Genomic DNA, 17,532 nt, shown 5'->3' with positions numbered 1-17,532 from the left:
TTTTTCTAAAGAAGACCATTTTGAACTTTGCAAATTGCTTTTAAGACTTGCAATAGTTTTTCAGAAGACTCAGGTTCCATTAAATGCAACGATGGTAACGGCTGATAAGTGGAGTAGGAGTCTTGATCAACACTTTGTTGGATATACACAAACTCGTAATACACACCATTGGTGGTTAAACCCCATACCGTTTTTTGATTTTCTAAACTTTTATAGGCATAGGTCAATAGTTGCGGTAATCCTTCCGAAGCGCTGATACTCGTATTCTTTGATTCGATCGCTAAAACCCAAAAGGCAATATCACTCATTTTGGGGCGATCTTTATTAACACAGATCAGATCTAATCGCCCCGTAATACTTATATCCTCATCTTCAATATTAATCCGATCTATTTCCTGCTCCATTTGCATCTTGATCGGCGCACGATAAAAGCCTGCTAATCTTAACAATGGCAAAATTGATAGTGCCTTGACCGTGCCTTCTAAGACTTTTCCATCTGTCAAATAATTTTCAAAAATCATTCCGAATTTGAGTAAGTTTAGTAATCTCAAAGTCAGACAATGGTTCTAATTGAAGTAACGATTTAAAAGAGTTATAGGATAGTTTTTGAAATTTCAGGTAATGATAAACCTGATCTAAAGTCAAGGTACTAGCGTTGAGGACAGTCGTTATTTTCGCCAAAATGCTTAATCTGAATTATATCAATTCAAAAATCAAAATAGAATTAGCAATGCTAATTCGGTAGTGCTAAATAGGTAAGGATGGACGGCGCGAAACGCCGCCCATCCTTACCACAATAAATCCTTCCCTTTTTAGGACTACCGCTAACTCTTCTAGCTACTGTAATGAATTAAGGACAACGTTAGATGATTTTTCAATCTGCATAAATCTCTGAAGGAACTTGACTAAAATCCCTAAATAATCAATTTCAATCTGCTTAATTTTTAGCCAAATTGCGGTGAGATTAACTGCTAAACAGGTAATTCCTAAAAACATCAAAATAAACGTGGGAGCCATCACTACGCCGATGATGTACCAACTAATTACATGTGCAATCATGAGTAATGCGTAAATAATTGCACTAGCGCTAATTGTGAAAATCTCAACAGGCGATCGATTCAAGATCGTCAATAAAATTGTTTGTGAGGTGGCGATTAAGTTAGCGGGTACGAGGAATGCACAAATAGCTACACAATGCGATCGCGAAAAATCTCCCACAACACTACCTAAGCAATGCAAATCGAACATTCAATTAATCCTTATCTATTCCCTCAAGGAGTTCTCAAAATATATAGAGCAGTCCTAAATCATTTGTAGATTTTTGAGTTTGTGGAAGCGCACCCCGAAGGGGTGCGCTTCCACAAATCATTTAGGATTGCTATAGATGAGTAAATCCATTGTTAAAACTGCATATACGGTAGCATGGCAATCTCAGCCCATGAGTATTTGTAACTAATCGCAAACAAAAAGAGCGCTTTGCGCTCTTTTTGTTTAACTTTTGGGTCTGACAATACCAAAAACTGAGGTATAGCCATGCAAAAAAGTTGTACCGCCAACAGGTCCAATTTCTCCAGAACAGAAAAAGCCACTAAAGGGAATTAAGCCAATGTGCTTTTGTAATAACTCTGAATCAAAATTGGGTTTGCCATAGAGACGCTCACCACGTCCCATACAGGAAAACATCAGGGCTGCCGTAGGGGTTACATTAGGAGCCTCTAGATTTAACTGATTCATGTAGTTGATCAGAGCTTCCTCTAAATCTTCAGCCGATGCCTTGCCATCTCGTAAATGCAACTGAATTCTTTGCCCCGGACGCATCCGATCGCCAACAGCGATCGCTCCAGAGCGTGGATCGACACCAATAATATTGCGAATTAAGAAATCTCCCTGTGATGGATTTGCCTTAAACTCATTCATTACTACACCGATAAATAATGAATGCTGAGCAAGTTCGCGATCGCTTTGGCTCAAATCTCCAACGGTATCTTGCAATAAAGATAATGGTGGTTTACCTTCTAGTCCCAAAATCAAATTGCGCTCGCATTCCGAAACCTGCATGATCTTACCGATAGGACGGCAACCCTGAGCAACCACAGGATCAATGGTTACATCACCCCATAGTGCGACACCAAGTAAACCTGTGCGATAAAGCTTATATTGATTTTCTTCATGAAAACAAAATAGGGCATTAGCTCCCATACCACCACTACTAGCCAATCCACCAACCTTAACCGCATTTGGATAGGCAAAGTCTAGACCTTGAATCAGGTCATTAATCGGGAAGGAAAAAGGATCACCAACTAATACAAAGCTAGGTGCAAGAGAGGGACTAACATCCGTCAGTTTTTCCCATCGATCAGGAGAACTATCAAGATCTGGTAGCTCACTATCATCGAGATGAAATACTTTCGCTTCCGTATTTGGCAAATGACCGACTAAAAGAGCGATCGCAGGCTTATCTTCAAACTCACGACCATTGCCGACGATCCCACCACCAGAGCAACCAACTAATTTTTTGATTGGTAGTTTTTCGGCAAGCAAAGGTAGCAAGCGTGGATAGTCACTGGAAAATGCCGTAGATATAAATAAAAAACCTAAATCAAGGGATTGCTCACCGAGTGCAGCCAGCACTTGCTGAGACAAATCTTGCACCGCAGCTTCTAACGATATTTTTGTCGAAAGACTAGTAACCCACTTCATATACCTAGCCCCACATCAATTTCATTTCCAGACATTTCCTTATAAACTGCTCGAAAAGGTTCAATAAAACCATCTATATCTAGCTTAGTATCTAAGCTTACATCGCAGTGAGATCTTTCCGACATTTCCTACAGCGTTGCGTCGTAATTCTCCCTAAATTAACGAGAGTTCGAGATAATTTAAAACTGGCTTTGAGAGAGGGTTTGCTACGCAAACCCTCTCTCAAAGCCAGAAATCAAAAGCCTTGCTTAGCAAGGCTTTTGATTTCTGGCTTATAAAATTTGCAAGCTTAACTCGACCTGACGTTAAGTAGCTAGGAGACGAAAATAAGGAACCGATTTTTTGTGGCGCGGCTTCGCCGCGCCACAAAAAATATTGCACCAGCTACTTACAGTGCGTTACCTAGAGAAAATTTTCTCAATAGATTTAGCAAATTCGCCCCGAATCGACTTTCTGGTAATGTTATTTAATGTGGCGTTTGGTAAACCAAGATTTGGTGAGACGCTGAAACCACAGTAAAATAATTGCGGTAACTATCCCAAGGATGTCCCAAGGATTAAGTTATTGCAGTAATTTCCGCTCAAATGAACCGCAAGAAAGTTTTTATAAAAAATTCTTGATTCGGATTCAAGCGCAAAGCGCTGTTAAGTTTAAGTTATATATAGTTTACAAACTTTACAAATCCATTTACAGATACATTTATTACAACTAAATCAACGGAGAAAACTATATGCCACAGGATGCAATCACTAGCCTGATCAGTACTTACGATGCCACTGGTAAATATTTTGATCGCGATGCCTTGGATACCCTCAAATCCTACTTTGCTACAGGTAACGCTCGTCTAGCGGCTTCGGCAGCAATCACCGCTAATGCTGCATCGATTGTCCGTAAAGCTGGCTCTCAGTTATTTGAAGAAGTTCCCGATCTGATCCGTCCCGGTGGCAACGCTTACACCACCCGTCGTTTTGCTGCTTGCTTACGTGATTTGGACTATTACCTACGTTATGCCTCCTATGCTCTAGTCGCTGGTAACAATGATGTCCTCGACGAAAGAGTATTACAGGGCTTGCGTGATACCTATAGCTCTCTAGGCGTAGCCATTGGACCTACTGTCCGTGGTATCCAAATTCTGAAGGAGCTAGTTTTTGATTTAGTAGGTGAAAGTGCTGATTGGCTCGGCGCACCTTTTGAATATATGGCTAGTGAATTGGGCGAAAACAATCTATAGATTTCTCTAAGTACCTCGGCGCAATTAAATATAAAACCCAAAAACCTACGGCGCACGCGCAGCGTGCGCCGTAGGTTTTGACTCTGGTTTTTAATTATGCTCAACTACTTATAGCGATCGCTAGATCAAAAAAGGGGGTGTGCTAAGCACGCCCCCTTTTTTGATTTATTTAATCTTCAAAATGATTTAAGATTGTTAATAATCGCATAAGCTCGATTTTGTCTAGGAGAGATTTTATATATGGCTTTAGTACCAATGCGCCTGCTGCTCGATCATGCGGCTGAAAATGGATATGGCATCCCTGCATTTAACGTCAACAACATGGAGCAGATCCAAGCGATCATGCAGGCTGCTAATGAAACCAACAGCCCTGTAATCCTACAAGCTTCTCGTGGTGCGCGCAATTACGCAGGTGAAAATTTCCTACGTCACTTGATTTTGGCTGCTACCGAAACTTATCCTCATCTCCCTATCGTGATGCACCAAGATCATGGTAATGCCCCTTCGACTTGCTACTCAGCAATCCAAAATGGCTTTACTAGTGTCATGATGGATGGCTCTTTGGAAGCTGATGCTAAGACTCCTGCTAGCTATGAGTACAACGTAGCTGTTACCTCAGAAGTAGTCAAAGTTGCCCATGCATTTGGCGCAAGCGTCGAAGGCGAATTAGGTTGCTTAGGTTCCCTTGAAACTGGTAAGGGCGAAGCAGAAGATGGACATGGTTTTGAAGGTGCTTTAGATCATTCCCAACTTTTGACCGATCCTGATGAAGCTGCTGACTTCGTTGAGCGTACTCAAGTTGACGCTTTGGCTGTAGCGATCGGTACTAGCCACGGTGCTTATAAGTTCACTCGCAAGCCTACTGGCGAAATCTTGGCTATTAGCCGCATTGAAGAAATTCATAACCGTCTACCTAATACTCACCTCGTCATGCATGGTTCTTCTTCAGTTCCTGAAGATCTACTTGCATTGATCAACGAGTATGGTGGTGCAATTCCTGAAACCTATGGTGTACCTGTTGAAGAAATTCAAAAGGGTATCAAGAGTGGTGTACGCAAGGTTAATATTGACACTGACTGTCGTCTTGCGATCACTGCTGCGGTGCGTGAAGCTATGGCGAAGAATCCTAAGGAATTTGATCCTCGTCATTTCTTGAAGCCATCGATCAAGTACATGCAAAAAGTATGTGCCGATCGCTATGTTCAGTTTGAAGCTGCTGGTCAAGCTAGCAAGATCAAGCAAGTTAGCATTTATGATTTCGTTCCTAAGTATGCTACAGGCGAATTGAAGCAAGTAAGCCGCCAAGCTGTTAAGGCTTAGTTATTACACAAATATAGATTTACTGAGCCAAGCTTGAGTCAGTCTAATTGTTAGAAAAAATAAGGGGCGCATTGCGTCCCTTATTTTTTATTAGTCAAAAATTTCTTTGATTTATAGTACAGCGCGTTGCGACGTACTATAAATCCATTCTCAGTGGTTTGTGCTGGACTATTCGGGGCAATCTTCCACAAACTGCTATATTTGCAGTCAGTATTAACTAGATTTTGCTCATGAGTTCACCTTTGTTTTCTGCTAATAAGCTAAATAAAGCTAATCCACTCCCAAAACCAAAGATTTTGGTGGTTGATGATGAGCAAGATAATCTTGATTTGCTATATCGCACTTTTCGTAGAGAATTTGTGGTGTTTCGCGCAGATAGTGGTCTGAAGGCGCTTGAAATTCTTGCAAAAGAGGGAGAAATGGCGGCGATTATTTCTGATCAACGGATGCCTGAAATGAAGGGGACAGAATTTCTGCGGCGGACTGTGTCAGATTTTCCTGACACCATGAGAATCGTACTGACTGGTTATACCGATATTACAGATTTGATTGATGCCATCAATTCAGGACAAGTTCATAAATATATTACTAAGCCTTGGGAGCCAGACCAACTGAAGTCAGTAGTGGTAGAGGCAACCCAAAATTACGATCTGCTGAAGCAACGTTCTGAGGAGTTGAGCCGATCGCAAGCTCAGAATGCTTTGTTGTCAGTAATTATAGAAATCACTCAAAGTTCTCACCAACTATCGAATTGTGTACTGCCCTTTGCGAGTGCCTTTTGGCAAAATTTTGGTGCAGATGCAGTGATTTTGCAGTTAGTTGAGCATAGCGCTCTAATTGATACTCAAGCAATATGTGGCAATTCCTATTGGGATTTAGCAACCGATCCTCTAGTACAGACAGCAATCGCCACAGGACAGTCACAAATTTGCTTGAATGTAGACGATCCTGATCAACAATATAAAACTAACATCGCGATCGCAATTACTTTTCGGGAAGAAGTTTTAGGCATATTTTCGATGAGATGGTTATCTCCAAATGCTATTAGCTCTGGCGATGTTACTGCAATTCAGCAATGCGCTGATGAAGTAGCGATCGCTCTTACCTGTATCCGTTTCTATGCCAAATTTTGAAGCAAATTTAAAAACTACGATTCATCCTGTAGATGAAAAACTTCTTGCTTTAGCGATCGCGATCGCTACTAAAGCCCATGATGGTCAATTTGATAAAGCAGGTAAGCCCTATATTTCGCATCCCTTAACGGTGATGGCGCAGATGGACACCCTCGAAAGTAAGATTGTGGCGGTTTTGCACGATGCGATCGAAGATTCTGATCTGAAGATTACAGACCTAGTACAGCAAGGATTTCCCGACTTTATCGTTAAAGCGATCGCCGCTATTACTAAGCTAGATGGTGAGGCGTATGAAGATTACATTTTGCGGGTAAAGTCTAATGCGATCGCCCGTAAAGTCAAGATTGCTGATCTGACACACAATATGGATATCAGTCGGATTGCCAATCCTACAGAAAAGGATTTTCAGCGTTTAGAGAAATATCAAAAAGTTCTCCAAGAATTAACTACTTGACTAAAAAAGATGCGCGAAGCGCATCTTTTTTAGTACTAGAAACTGCCCACGCTTAGGGGAACCCAATCGCCATTGGTGGTTAAGCCTAAAAACATCGATTCTTGCGATCGGATCGATTTGCCAGTGAGGGCGCAAGATTCATCTCGCTGAGCCGTTGCGGTGACACTGGCACGAATTTGTTCTAGGGAAATCCGCTTTTGCATCGGTGAGGGTTGCCTATTTTCAATGTAATCCCAAAGAACACCACGGATTAGAGCCTGATAGCCTTGCCCACCCGCCAATTCTTTGAGCTTTTCCTTTAGTTCCCGCTCTAGGCGAATGCTGGTAACTTCCATGTCTGTGGTCGCAGGCATTTGGTGTAGTGTCTGCATAATTTTTCTCCTAGTTAGTTTACAAAGTTCGATATCTATGTTTATACTACAAGTGTAGTATGACTATCTAAGAAATTCCAAGTACATTCCCATGAAATTCTATTTGTCCATCGGTCAGCATCAGATCGGATATCACCAAGTTTGGCAGCGAGCCAATTCCTTGGCAATATCTGGCTTTGCAATGACCATTTCGGACAGAGATGCGATCAGGATTTGTGGCGATATTTATGGTGATATTTTTGGCGATCGCGGGAACTTAGAATCCCCCGAACATTCAACCCAAAAAGGCTCGCGGAGAGATGCTCTCACCAGCGTTAGCAGATTTATTAGTGTAATTAATCCAGAGACATACCCAAGCGGGAGGTATCGGCAGGTCGCCGTACCCACATAACGATTAGACATTAAGTCTTTCGCCCCCGCTTTCACACCTAAGAAAGCGGGGGCATTTTTTTATAGTGGTTTTCCAATGAGTGCATACTCATTGGAAAACCAAAAATCAATCCTAGTAAGAGTTTTGAGGTTTCTTTTTGCCGTAGGCAATAAGAAACCAGCTATATCGTGAGGAGAAGCCAATGCAGCTTATTAACCAGTATGAACCAGATGTATTGAGGCAATCGGTAGTCGTGTTTTCGCAAAACTATCTGCCAGTGAGCCGTATCAATATCAAACGGGCGATCGCTTTGCTAGTCACAGGTCGCGCCGAACCCTTGGAACTAATGAGCCAACAAACATGGCAAGTTGTTTCCCCCAGACTAGTCCTGCAAGTGCCAGAACATATCCGTCTGACGCTGACGAAATCAGAACGATTTTGGCGAGTTCCACCCGTTGCCCGTAGAGAAATCCTGCGCCGTGACAATCACACTTGCCAATATTGTGGTAGCACCAAAAAACTAACGATCGATCACGTCATTCCTCGCTCTAAGGGTGGTCTGAATACTTGGGAAAACGTTGTCATTGCTTGCGAATCCTGCAATCAACGCAAGGGCAATCGCACTCCTCAGGAAGCAAATATGACTTTGAGGACTAAGCCGAAAGCACCCGTTCATCCCACCGTTGCTTTTGCGGAACAATTCTGGCGATCGCAACAAGAAATAAACAGTGGATAGCGATCCTCGCGATTTTCAAGTTACCTACGGCAGCTTGAAAATCGCTCCCCTACTTAGATTGATATATTCTGGAGCATCAATCACCATGTTGAAACTCACTTATACCGAAGCTGGATTGCACTTGGAGAAATTAGATATCTCCTTAGAGGAATTCGTCACCAATCGGATGTTGCTCAGTTTGCGTTCTGGCTCATCGATCCATATCGAATCCAGTCGCGCTGCTTTTCTCTTGACTGCGGATGTTGTTGATTTGTTATTACTCAAGTCCGTCATGTCCGATCAGATCGCGAGCAAGCTGAGCGTGGATAAGGTTGACGATCGCTATGTTGAGGTCTGCTTTAGTGGTACTTGGATCGCTAACGATCTCTGTGCTGAAGAAGGGACTCTCGTTACCGCTTTAGGAGATCGCGTCGAGTTCTATTTGCATAAGCTCTGGAAACTCAGCGAGTCCGCTTTAACATTCGCGAACTTCTAGAAAGGAAGCGCTTGGCGCTTCCTTTCTAGACAATTAAAAACATTTTGAGAAATCTCTTGACAATTATGTAGTATATATAATACAAATATACTACAAAGCAATTACAAAAGCTTCTGCACCTTGAAAACTGAATATTTGCAACTGAATATTTGCATTAGATAAATCCGCAGCAAGTTTGATTTTGTCAAAGATAAAATGAACTTTGCTCAAACTTCCCTTGGTAGCTCAGTTGGTAGTAGCGCCTGTCTGAAGAACAGGAGGTCGTCAGTTCAATTCTGACCTAAGGGGTTTTAGTTGAAAAAATTTGCTAAGCAAATTTCTTCAACTATCAGTGTTGCCTTGTAGCTCAGTGGTAGTAGCGATCGCCTGTTAAGCGAGAGGTCGTAGGTTCAATCCCTACCAAGGCAGTTGCCACATAACATTTACAGCAGCTTAGGGATATGTGGCATTAAACCGAGTGTGGCGCAGAGGTAGCGCGGCTGCTTTGGGAGCAGAAGGTCATAGGTTCAATCCCTATCACTTGGATACAGCGCTTATACCAAATAAAGAAATGGCTACGCCATTTCTTTATTCAAAACCCATACTGGATTTGGTATTAGCGCTGAGAGTAATTCAAGAAAAAATTGCAAAGTAATTTTTTCTTGAATTGGGAAAGCTATGCAGGGATGGAGCAAGGGAGGCTCTTGAGACTCATAACCTCAAAATCGGCAGGTTCAACTCCTGCCTCTGCAACCAAATATCACTGAGATTAAGCGTGCAAAGCACGCTTAATCTCAAAATACTTTTGCTGGTGTAGCTCAACTGGCAGAGCATCTGTCTTGTAAACAGAATGTTACAGGTTCAATTCCTGTCATCAGCTTAAAACTGTAATAGAAGTCTCCGTAGAAGACTTCTATTACCTAACAAATTAAGGAGAACGATCATGTTGCATTTTTACTCACCAGATTTCTTGAAATTTTTTTACTTCATTATCAGCTTTCAGAATTCCGTTATTAGATATTTGAGAGGCGTTGTTGCATAAAAAGGGGAAGAGAAGGTAAATTAGATAAAAATCAGGAGATGGAGTCCCAGCAAATGACACAGAAACATGAGATCCGCAACTGGACAGAGTATAACGCAGGGCTAAAACAAAGAGGAAGCCTGACTTTTTGGATGAGCGAAGAAGTAATTGAAGGATGGTTAAATCAAACATTAAGTGGCAAACGGGGAGCTTCCAAAGATTACAGTGATATAGCAATAGCGACATTTATCACGGTCAAAGCGGTATATCAGCAAGCAGGAAGACAAACGCAAGGACTGTTAGAGTCAATATTTGCCTTGATGGGAATAGATTTACCAGTACCAGACCACAGCACCGTGTCAAGACGGACAGCAAGTTTAAGTGTGACCTTACCAGTAATCCCGAAACAGGGAGCAGTGCATGTAGTAGTTGATTCGACAGGGATCAAAGTATACGGCGAAGGGGAATGGAAAACACGGCAGCATGGAATTAGTAAGAGACGGACATGGCGCAAATTACACCTAGGAGCCGATGAATCAACAGGAGAAATACTGGCTGCGGTCGTCACCACGAATGATTGCCACGATGGAGAAGTACTCGCCGATATTCTCGATGCGATTGATGCTGAAATTGCTCAAGTTTCCGCAGATGGAGCTTATGACCATCGTCATTGTTATGACGAGATTGCCCAACATGGTGCTAAAGCCGTGATTCCTCCGCGCAAAGATGCCAAAATCTGGCAGCATGGCAATACCAATGCTCCACCACATCCGCGTGACCAAAATCTCCGTTATATCCGTAAACATGGGCGTAAAAAATGGAAACGTGACTCAGGTTATCATCGGCGCTCTTTGGCAGAAACTACGATGTTTCGTTTCAAAAAAATCTTTGGTGCTACTTTATGTTCTCGTAAATTTGACAATCAGGCGGTTGAGTTGTTCATCAAATGTGCTGCTCTTAATCGCATGATTCAACTGGCTAAACCTCTCTCCTCTCCTGTTGTTCGTTAATTTTCTAAGATCCTCCATCTTTTGGCTTCTTTTTATTCATGCAACAAAGCCTATTTGAGACTATGAGCGAACATCGCCTAGAAGAAATTGTGATCGAACGTCCGCGTGGTGGTATGAGACAAAGCTCCCGCAGATTAAAAGGTGAGCGCAAGAAACTCGATCTCCTAACCCTTGAAGCTAGCGAAGATGGTTTACTCAGTCCCTACTTAATCAAGGTGAGACAGAAAACCAAATACTTCTCCGATCATCTGGCTCCATTACGGCGATTTTTGCGATCGCATGTTAGTCAACCTTGGGATCTGGTGTATAGCAAACTATGTGATCGCCTTGACCAAAGAACTGTGACTGGACAGCATGTGGTTACGCATCTCTGGCAGTATGTGGAACGCTATGTCGAAATCGTCGATGGTAAGCCCTGCCGTAAGCCATATCAACCTCGCTACCTTGGTGATGGATGTTTTGGTAGAAGGTATGACGAATTTTATGTTCATCCTGAAACAGGGTTGCTATGCGAAGCAAAGCGCTTACTTTAAGAATAGAGAGTGGGCAAAGCCCACTCTCTATTCTTATTTGGGAATGTCGCCTAATGGAGGGGCATCGATCTTCTAAATCGATCTGTGTAGGTTCGAGTCCTACCATTCCTGTAAAACCCAAAAGAAGCTGATTTGACCGCAAAGCGGTCAAATCAGCTTCTTTTGGATTTATTAAACTGACGTACTTACAGCTCACGCAAAACATGCGATTATTTAATGAAAGTTTGATTGGGGATAGCGATCGCATTATGATATTTGCACTGTAAATAGTATGCGTACTGAGAGCGAGGTTAATGACTGCCCAAGCAACACATCACAAGTCTGAGCATGAGCCAAGCAGCCCAAAGGACTGGTCGTGGAAATTTTGGCAGGTTGTGCCGCTTTATCCCTATGGTCAGAGACGCACTATTCGCAAAGAAATTGTCAAGGATGCGATCTGGTCTTTCGAGCAGATTCAGGGGATTTTTTATGTAGTCGTACCGATCAGAATGACGGTAGTAAAGTTGTCGGCTGGGGGACTGCTGGTATATGCGCCCGTTGCTCCGACTCCTGAATGTATTCGCCTCGTTAATGAGTTAGTCAACGAGCATGGCGAGGTCAAATACATCATTTTGCCAACAGTGTCAGGAATTGAGCATAAGGTGTTTGTGGGTCCCTTTGCACGGCAGTTTCCCAAGGCTCACGTTTATGTCTCGCCGCACCAATGGAGCTTCCCATTCAATTTGCCGCTTAGTTGGTTAGGTTTACCTTGGGGACGCACATCGCTGTTGCCTGAAGATAGCTCAAAGGTTCCCTTTGCCGATCAGTTTGACTATGCAGTTTTAGGTTCGATCGAACTGGGCTTAGGAAAATTTGCGGAAGTAGCGCTATTTGATAAGCGATCGCAGACTCTTTTAGTGACGGATACGATCGTGTCTGTTCCTGAAAAGCCACCAGAAATATTACAAATCGATCCCTATCCATTACTATTTCATGCTAGAGATGGTGCGGATGAACCCATTGTCGATACAGAAGTGAATCGGATTCGCGGTTGGCAAAGAACGGCTCTATTTCTATTCTATTTCCGTCCCCAAGTTTTGGAAACTGTTTCCTTTTTCCAAGCTTTACTAGATATTACCAAAGCCCCAGAGCGATCGCGCAAAGCCTTTTTCGGTCTATTTCCTTTTCGCTGGAAATATAACTGGTATCAGTCCTTTGAGGCTCTACGCGGCAATGGACGTATTTTCGTCGCGCCAATCTTGCAAACTCTTATTCTCAATCGCGATCCGCAAACGGTAATTGCATGGGCGGATCAGGTTGCTAGCTGGAATTTTGTGCGGATTGTTCCTTGCCACTTTGATAATGCGATCGCAGCAACACCTACTGATTTTCGCCGAGCCTTTAGCTTTTTAGAAAAGAATCCGCAACTATCATATAGTCCAAATCTGCCTGAAGAAGATTTTGCAGTTCTCAATCAAATCAATAATATTTTGCAAAGCAATCGCATTATTTTTGAAGTAAAGGACAAAGTCTAAATGCTTATAGATTCCCTCAAGCGAAATCGCAAAGGCATACCATCTGAAGGGTAAATCAGTAGGTTCTGTTGGAGATTTTCTAGGGATGCACGACCGTTGACCAACTCCCAATCAAATTGCCGTAACAGTTGCACCAACATAATCGTTGCTTCTAACATTGCTAAATGTTCACCGAGACAACGATGAGAACCTGATCCAAAATCAATCATCGGTAGCGAAAGACTTCCATGCCCTTCTTCGAGCCAACGCTCTGGTAAAAATTTGTCAGGCTGGGCATAGGTTTCAGCATCCCTGCCAGCAGCTAACATCGACCAAAATATTTTTGTGCCTACAGGAATAGTAATTCCCTCAATGGTGGTTTGTTTGATCGCTTGTAACGATGTAGAACCAGATGCAACGGAATAAAGGCGAAGGGTTTCTTTAACAATGGCGCGGATATAGTTAAGTTCTTTTAGACTTTCGATAGAGATTGCTCCATGCTTTTGCCATACCTGATCGGCGATCGCCTGTGCCTTCTGGAAAACCTCTGGGTGGGCGGCTAATTCACCAACAGCAAAGGATAGAGTATGCGCTGTGGTATCAGTCCCAGCAATCATTAACTCAATTACTTCGGCAATTAATGTCTCCCTTGTGTAGCGAGGTTCCTTAGAGGTAATTTTGACCAGCATTGACTCTTGGAATAGAGTAGAAATTGAACTGGAATCTTTAACCTGTTGATCTCTGAGTTGCAGAGCAAGGTCTACACGAGGAGTGAGAAATTGTTCAATATATCGTCGGGCTGCCCAATAATCACGGGACGATTGGGTAGGCAAATATTTCATCCAAGGATTTTCACTGGTGGCGACGCGCAGAAATCGATAGCCCAGCACTGACATTGCTTCGTAGACTTTGGGAACATCGAGGGGCGCTCCTTCAGGACTAACAACTTTGCTATCTACAGGAATGCCTAACAATAAGCTAGCAATTACCCGCATCGTCAATTCCACAAACAAGCGATCAACAGGAATTGCATCTGAAGAGACATCGGCTTTAATTTTGTTGGTGATTTGCGAACAGGCTTGCTCCACAACACCAATATATGCCGAAATTCCCACTGGACTAAATTCTGGATTCCAAGCCTTGCGTCGCCATTGCCACTCTGCTCCACTTTGTCCGAGTAAAATCTCGCCACTAATATCATTCCAAGCACGAGTTGCATTTTGAGACCGAATTAAACTACCATCTCTCATGCCATTAATAACTGTACTTTCAATGACTGAAGGCTTACTTAAAATGACAACAGGCGTACCTGCCCAATAAACATAGATAGAACCATATTGCTTACTCCAATCAAACAGTAGTTGAAAAAATTGTTTTTTCTTTACTGCTGCCAATACTTGTGGAATATTGCCTAATAACCAGTGTCCTAACGGAGAAGGTAATGCTTTAAGAGATTGATAGCGTTTTCTTTTTGCCCAATATTGCCAGCTCAGGATTCCTGCAATAATGATGATTGTCGTAGGGAAGAGGTAAGGGAATACTGTAGATAGAGAAATCATTGCAGGACTCAATAATGTGGGCATAAATTCATAATCATTTAAGTTAAGTGATTAAATTATATCCTGCAAAGCGATCGCCTGTTCCACATTGGCTGTGATCCCTTCACAAATTGCATCGATAGGTAAGTCATTAAAATCATGCCCAAACGGATTCTCAATTTCATTGCCAATTTGCTCTACTCCCATCAGAATAAAGCTAACTAAGCCAACTGCGATCGCTGTGAGCCAATGGATATCGATCACTAAATGGAATGGTAAACCGATGCAATAAATTAAAATTAGGCGCTTTAAATAGATACTGTAGGCAATGGGTAATGGCGTTTTGAGAATCCGTTCGCAACTGGTTAAACCTTCCACTAGGGCATTAAGGTTATTATTCATCGCCACAAAATAATTAGTATCTATGCGATCGCTTTGCACTTGTTGTTGGAGATAGTTGCCCAACCAGAGAGTTAACTCTAGCGGTACATGCTTTGACTCCTTTAATTTTTGAGTTTCGGCTTCGGTGAGAATTGCATCTAAATCTTGATTAATTTCCTCATTACGAAGATGTAATTTTGTCGCGATCGCAAAAGCTGTTAATAACTTGATCGATTGCTCTTTTTGTTGCTTTGGTTCGCCTTCAGGGCATTTAATGGCAATTTGCATTAACCTCGACAAATTCCGAATATTGACTACTAAGGTTCCCCATGCTTTGCGACCTTCCCAGTAGCGATCATAGGCAGTATTTGTCCGAAAGACTAACAGCAAACCTAAAACTAGATTGAAAACCACATTATTTGTAAGATCTCCTAAAGCATTGAGCGATATCTCTGGCATGTAACAGTCAACTAGAGAAACGCAAAGGGCAAATCCTACAAAAACAAGTGTTCTTGGCAAAACAATCGGTGCGACCGATCCTTGAAGTTTAAATGCAAGATTGAACCATTGCCAAGTCATAAAGGTGATTAATGAAGTTAGAAGTTAATTTTAACTGCGAAGAGAGGGATGATGCGAAGCATCATCCCTCTCTATCTACTATAGCGAAGAGTTCCATTATCGCTATCTATTTCAGCCATGCAACCAACTGGTAAGGGGGCATTCTCACCATCATGCCCAAAGGGTAAATTACTGACAATGGGAATGCCTAAATCAGATAGGCGATCGCGCCATACATCCTCCATTGGAAAACTAGGTGTTGATACTTCCGCTTGGCTAAACCGACCAATCGCAATGCCTTTGAGCTTTTGTAAATGCCCAGACCAGCGCCAATGGGTTAACATCCGATCAACCCGATAGGGTGCTTCCCCCACATCCTCGATCGCTAAAATCACATTCTCTAGATCGGGACAAATCGCAGTACCGATGATATGTGTCGCGAGCGTTAAATTTGCGGGTAAAAGCACACCTGTTGCTTTACCATTACTCCACCCTTCGCCAGATAGAGTAATCGCATTTACCTTGCCCTCTAGCCAATCAAATAACTGCTGTTGCGATCGCGCAGGTTCATTGCCTAACGTTGTTAGCACTGGTGCATGTAAGCCGCCAATACCCTTATGTTGAGCAAATCCCCAGAGTAAAGCCGTGATATCAGAGAAGCCAATTAGCCATTTCGGGTGATCGTGGAGTTGTTGCCAATCTAATTTTTCCATGAGCCGCATGGAGCCGTAACCTCCTCGCGCACAAACGATCGCCACAGATTTAGGGTCATTCCATGCGGCGATTAATTGTTGACAGCGTTGCTCATCGGTTCCTGCGAGATAGCCCCAAGGTTGGCTTAAGTCTTCAGGAATGCCCAATTCATAACCGCGATCGCGCCAAATTTTTACACCCTGTTCAAAGCGCTCCCATTCTCGTAAGGCTCCACTAGGAGCAATGACTTGCACCTTTTGCGAAGGATTAATACTTGATGGAAGTTGGGATATTCTCATCCTGAATCACCTTCCGTATGGTTTAGTAGTACTTCTCAAGAGCTAAATCTACCAGTCGATCGCATAGTTCTGTAAATGGAATTCCTGAATATTCCCATAGCTTAGGATACATGCTCAGCGAAGTAAATCCGGGGAAAGTATTAATTTCATTGATTAAAACCGTTCCCGTTGCTTCTACATAAAAGAAATCGACTCTGGCTAAACCTGAACCTGCTACTGTTTGGAAAGCTTTCACTGCCATTGACTGCACTGCTTGAGTCACATTGTCGGGCAATTGACTGGGGATAATCAGATCGGCTTTCCCCGCGGTGTACTTAGTTTCATAATCATAGAAGTCACTGGTGAAGGTGATTTCACCGATCGCCGAAGCTTGAGGTTGCTCATTACCGAGCACCGCACATTCGATTTCACGGGCTGTTACACCTTGCTCAATGATGATCCTTGGATCGTAGCTAGTAGCACTGGCGATCGCTTCTTTTAACTGTTGGCGATCGCGCACCTTAGAAATCCCCACTGATGAACCAAGATTAGAAGGCTTTACAAAACAGGGATAACCGAGAGTTGCTTCAATATGCTCACTCCAAGCTAGTTCATCCTGTTGCCATTGCCAGCGATTTAGCGCCACATATTTGACCTGAGGCAAGCCCGCATTCGCGAAAATTGCCTTCATCGCGATTTTATCCATACCGACCGATGAGGCAAGCACGCCATTCCCGACATAGGGCTTATGCATTAGTTGTAAAAGCCCCTGCACCGTACCATCTTCACCATTTGGTCCATGAAGAACAGGGAACCAAAGATCAACTTGTTGCACTTCCGTAGGCAAGAAAAAAGCCGCATTAGTTAATAGTTCTGCATCCTGTAAAGCCTTGCTAGAATCTAAAACTTGTTGCGATACATCGGGACTGCGCCATGTGCCATCGCGTTGAATATAAAAAGGCTGTAGTTTGTAACGAGAGTTTTGATTGAGGGCTGAGGCGATCGCTCTTGCCGATGTGATCGAGACATCATGTTCGCCTGACTGTCCACCAAATAACAAACCGACATAAAGAGGAGATTTTGCCTTCAAATCGATCAATACAGCCGTCATTAGTAAACACCCTCGCCAATCTGACGTTAACTTTTAAGTACTGACTACTTTACCTTACAGCGCTTTGCGCTTTCTCAAAACCCAAATAAATTTTGAAAAAGCTTGCGAAGCAAGCTTTTTCAAAATTTATTTGGGTTACATAACCCC

General features: G+C 42.8%; 18 protein-coding genes and 6 tRNA genes. 16 read left to right on the top strand and 8 right to left on the bottom strand.

Going from position 1 to position 17,532, the window contains the following annotated elements:
• Window positions 1-5 precede the first annotated feature (5 nt).
• From HC246_RS01595 to HC246_RS01585, 3 genes are all read right to left on the bottom strand, one after another.
• A complete protein-coding gene (locus HC246_RS01595; RefSeq protein ID WP_263972416.1) occupies window positions 6-503 on the bottom strand; it encodes a restriction endonuclease subunit R in 498 nt (165 codons plus the stop codon).
• Window positions 504-837: 334 nt separating this feature from the next.
• Window positions 838-1,248: a hypothetical protein gene (locus HC246_RS01590; protein WP_211167595.1), complete on the bottom strand. Its 411-nt coding sequence runs from the start codon at window positions 1,246-1,248 to the stop codon at window positions 838-840.
• A gap of 243 nt (window positions 1,249-1,491) precedes the next feature.
• Window positions 1,492-2,700, bottom strand: coding sequence for an FIST signal transduction protein (locus tag HC246_RS01585; protein WP_169361856.1), 1,209 nt, complete (start codon window positions 2,698-2,700; stop codon window positions 1,492-1,494).
• 730 nt (window positions 2,701-3,430) lie between these two features.
• Between HC246_RS01585 and apcB the strand changes: the two genes are divergently transcribed.
• From apcB to HC246_RS01565, 4 genes are all read left to right on the top strand, one after another.
• Window positions 3,431-3,931 (top strand): allophycocyanin subunit beta, encoded by a 501-nt coding sequence (gene apcB, locus HC246_RS01580; RefSeq protein ID WP_169361855.1) that lies wholly within the window; start codon window positions 3,431-3,433, stop codon window positions 3,929-3,931.
• Window positions 3,932-4,171: 240 nt separating this feature from the next.
• Window positions 4,172-5,251 (top strand): class II fructose-bisphosphate aldolase, encoded by a 1,080-nt coding sequence (fba, locus tag HC246_RS01575; RefSeq protein WP_169361854.1) that lies wholly within the window; start codon window positions 4,172-4,174, stop codon window positions 5,249-5,251.
• A gap of 230 nt (window positions 5,252-5,481) precedes the next feature.
• A complete protein-coding gene (locus HC246_RS01570) occupies window positions 5,482-6,384 on the top strand; it encodes a response regulator (protein WP_169361853.1) in 903 nt (300 codons plus the stop codon).
• Window positions 6,371-6,838: an HD domain-containing protein gene (locus HC246_RS01565; protein ID WP_169361852.1), complete on the top strand. Its 468-nt coding sequence runs from the start codon at window positions 6,371-6,373 to the stop codon at window positions 6,836-6,838. The genes HC246_RS01570 and HC246_RS01565 overlap by 14 nt, the downstream gene beginning before the upstream one ends.
• A 35-nt stretch (window positions 6,839-6,873) precedes the next feature.
• Here the strand turns inward: HC246_RS01565 and HC246_RS01560 are convergent, their stop codons facing one another.
• Window positions 6,874-7,209 (bottom strand): hypothetical protein, encoded by a 336-nt coding sequence (locus tag HC246_RS01560; RefSeq protein ID WP_169361851.1) that lies wholly within the window; start codon window positions 7,207-7,209, stop codon window positions 6,874-6,876.
• A 91-nt stretch (window positions 7,210-7,300) separates the two neighbouring features.
• Here HC246_RS01560 and HC246_RS01555 point away from each other — a divergent pair, with 91 nt between their 5' ends.
• The 12 genes from HC246_RS01555 to HC246_RS01500 all read left to right on the top strand — a co-directional run bounded on the left by HC246_RS01555 (window position 7,301) and on the right by HC246_RS01500 (window position 12,847).
• Window positions 7,301-7,600, top strand: a complete 300-nt coding sequence (locus HC246_RS01555) for a hypothetical protein (RefSeq protein ID WP_169361850.1) — start codon at window positions 7,301-7,303, stop codon at window positions 7,598-7,600.
• 181 nt (window positions 7,601-7,781) lie between these two features.
• The gene (locus HC246_RS01550) at window positions 7,782-8,315 is read left to right on the top strand and encodes an HNH endonuclease (protein ID WP_169361849.1); all 534 of its coding nucleotides are present in this window, start codon (window positions 7,782-7,784) and stop codon (window positions 8,313-8,315) included.
• A complete protein-coding gene (locus HC246_RS01545; RefSeq protein WP_169361848.1) occupies window positions 8,308-8,790 on the top strand; it encodes an alr0857 family protein in 483 nt (160 codons plus the stop codon). The genes HC246_RS01550 and HC246_RS01545 overlap by 8 nt, the downstream gene beginning before the upstream one ends.
• A 214-nt stretch (window positions 8,791-9,004) precedes the next feature.
• Window positions 9,005-9,078, top strand: a tRNA-Phe gene (locus HC246_RS01540).
• 47 nt (window positions 9,079-9,125) lie between these two features.
• Window positions 9,126-9,198 (top strand) — tRNA-Asn (locus HC246_RS01535).
• A 45-nt stretch (window positions 9,199-9,243) separates the two neighbouring features.
• Window positions 9,244-9,315 (top strand) — tRNA-Pro (locus HC246_RS01530).
• 133 nt (window positions 9,316-9,448) lie between these two features.
• Window positions 9,449-9,525 (top strand) — tRNA-Met (locus HC246_RS01525).
• A gap of 51 nt (window positions 9,526-9,576) precedes the next feature.
• Window positions 9,577-9,649, top strand: a tRNA-Thr gene (locus tag HC246_RS01520).
• Between the two features lie 215 nt (window positions 9,650-9,864).
• On the top strand, window positions 9,865-10,800 hold the full coding sequence (locus HC246_RS01515) for an IS5 family transposase (protein WP_169364403.1): 936 nt from the start codon (window positions 9,865-9,867) through the stop codon (window positions 10,798-10,800).
• A gap of 38 nt (window positions 10,801-10,838) precedes the next feature.
• On the top strand, window positions 10,839-11,333 hold the full coding sequence (locus tag HC246_RS01510) for a hypothetical protein (RefSeq protein WP_225902895.1): 495 nt from the start codon (window positions 10,839-10,841) through the stop codon (window positions 11,331-11,333).
• Between the two features lie 39 nt (window positions 11,334-11,372).
• Window positions 11,373-11,444 (top strand) — tRNA-Arg (locus tag HC246_RS01505).
• Between the two features lie 182 nt (window positions 11,445-11,626).
• Complete coding sequence (locus HC246_RS01500) at window positions 11,627-12,847, top strand: DUF4336 domain-containing protein (RefSeq protein WP_169361847.1); 1,221 nt, start codon at window positions 11,627-11,629, stop codon at window positions 12,845-12,847.
• On the opposite strand, the gene HC246_RS01495 is transcribed toward HC246_RS01500, so the two are convergent.
• The 4 genes from HC246_RS01495 to HC246_RS01480 form a co-directional block, all read right to left on the bottom strand.
• A complete protein-coding gene (locus HC246_RS01495; RefSeq protein WP_169361846.1) occupies window positions 12,844-14,409 on the bottom strand; it encodes a cytochrome P450 in 1,566 nt (521 codons plus the stop codon). The genes HC246_RS01500 and HC246_RS01495 overlap by 4 nt on opposite strands.
• A 27-nt stretch (window positions 14,410-14,436) precedes the next feature.
• Window positions 14,437-15,324, bottom strand: coding sequence for a bestrophin family protein (locus HC246_RS01490; RefSeq protein WP_169361845.1), 888 nt, complete (start codon window positions 15,322-15,324; stop codon window positions 14,437-14,439).
• 71 nt (window positions 15,325-15,395) lie between these two features.
• On the bottom strand, window positions 15,396-16,295 hold the full coding sequence (locus HC246_RS01485; protein WP_169361844.1) for a S66 peptidase family protein: 900 nt from the start codon (window positions 16,293-16,295) through the stop codon (window positions 15,396-15,398).
• 22 nt (window positions 16,296-16,317) lie between these two features.
• Window positions 16,318-17,385 (bottom strand): D-alanine--D-alanine ligase family protein, encoded by a 1,068-nt coding sequence (locus HC246_RS01480; protein ID WP_169361843.1) that lies wholly within the window; start codon window positions 17,383-17,385, stop codon window positions 16,318-16,320.
• Window positions 17,386-17,532: the final 147 nt, after the last annotated feature.

Source organism: Pseudanabaena yagii GIHE-NHR1 (assembly GCF_012863495.1).
Classification (GTDB): domain Bacteria; phylum Cyanobacteriota; class Cyanobacteriia; order Pseudanabaenales; family Pseudanabaenaceae; genus Pseudanabaena; species Pseudanabaena yagii.
The sequence above is the reverse complement of the archived record's forward strand: the minus strand, read 5'-3'. Positions and strand labels throughout refer to the sequence as shown.

Bases quoted from the DNA above. Each gene is read 5' to 3' on its own strand.
- HC246_RS01510 (WP_225902895.1), top strand. From the start codon at position 10,839: ATGCAACAAAGCCTATTTGAGACTATGAGCGAACATCGCCTAGAAGAA.
- HC246_RS01480 (WP_169361843.1), bottom strand. From the start codon at position 17,385: ATGACGGCTGTATTGATCGATTTGAAGGCAAAATCTCCTCTTTATGTC.
- HC246_RS01590 (WP_211167595.1), bottom strand. From the start codon at position 1,248: ATGTTCGATTTGCATTGCTTAGGTAGTGTTGTGGGAGATTTTTCGCGA.
- HC246_RS01570 (WP_169361853.1), top strand. From the start codon at position 5,482: ATGAGTTCACCTTTGTTTTCTGCTAATAAGCTAAATAAAGCTAATCCA.
- HC246_RS01490 (WP_169361845.1), bottom strand. From the start codon at position 15,324: ATGACTTGGCAATGGTTCAATCTTGCATTTAAACTTCAAGGATCGGTC.
- HC246_RS01515 (WP_169364403.1), top strand. From the start codon at position 9,865: ATGACACAGAAACATGAGATCCGCAACTGGACAGAGTATAACGCAGGG.
- HC246_RS01555 (WP_169361850.1), top strand. From the start codon at position 7,301: ATGAAATTCTATTTGTCCATCGGTCAGCATCAGATCGGATATCACCAA.
- HC246_RS01565 (WP_169361852.1), top strand. From the start codon at position 6,371: ATGCCAAATTTTGAAGCAAATTTAAAAACTACGATTCATCCTGTAGAT.
- fba (WP_169361854.1), top strand. From the start codon at position 4,172: ATGGCTTTAGTACCAATGCGCCTGCTGCTCGATCATGCGGCTGAAAAT.
- HC246_RS01585 (WP_169361856.1), bottom strand. From the start codon at position 2,700: ATGAAGTGGGTTACTAGTCTTTCGACAAAAATATCGTTAGAAGCTGCG.
- HC246_RS01550 (WP_169361849.1), top strand. From the start codon at position 7,782: ATGCAGCTTATTAACCAGTATGAACCAGATGTATTGAGGCAATCGGTA.
- HC246_RS01500 (WP_169361847.1), top strand. From the start codon at position 11,627: ATGACTGCCCAAGCAACACATCACAAGTCTGAGCATGAGCCAAGCAGC.
- apcB (WP_169361855.1), top strand. From the start codon at position 3,431: ATGCCACAGGATGCAATCACTAGCCTGATCAGTACTTACGATGCCACT.
- HC246_RS01485 (WP_169361844.1), bottom strand. From the start codon at position 16,295: ATGAGAATATCCCAACTTCCATCAAGTATTAATCCTTCGCAAAAGGTG.
- HC246_RS01495 (WP_169361846.1), bottom strand. From the start codon at position 14,409: ATGCCCACATTATTGAGTCCTGCAATGATTTCTCTATCTACAGTATTC.
- HC246_RS01560 (WP_169361851.1), bottom strand. From the start codon at position 7,209: ATGCAGACACTACACCAAATGCCTGCGACCACAGACATGGAAGTTACC.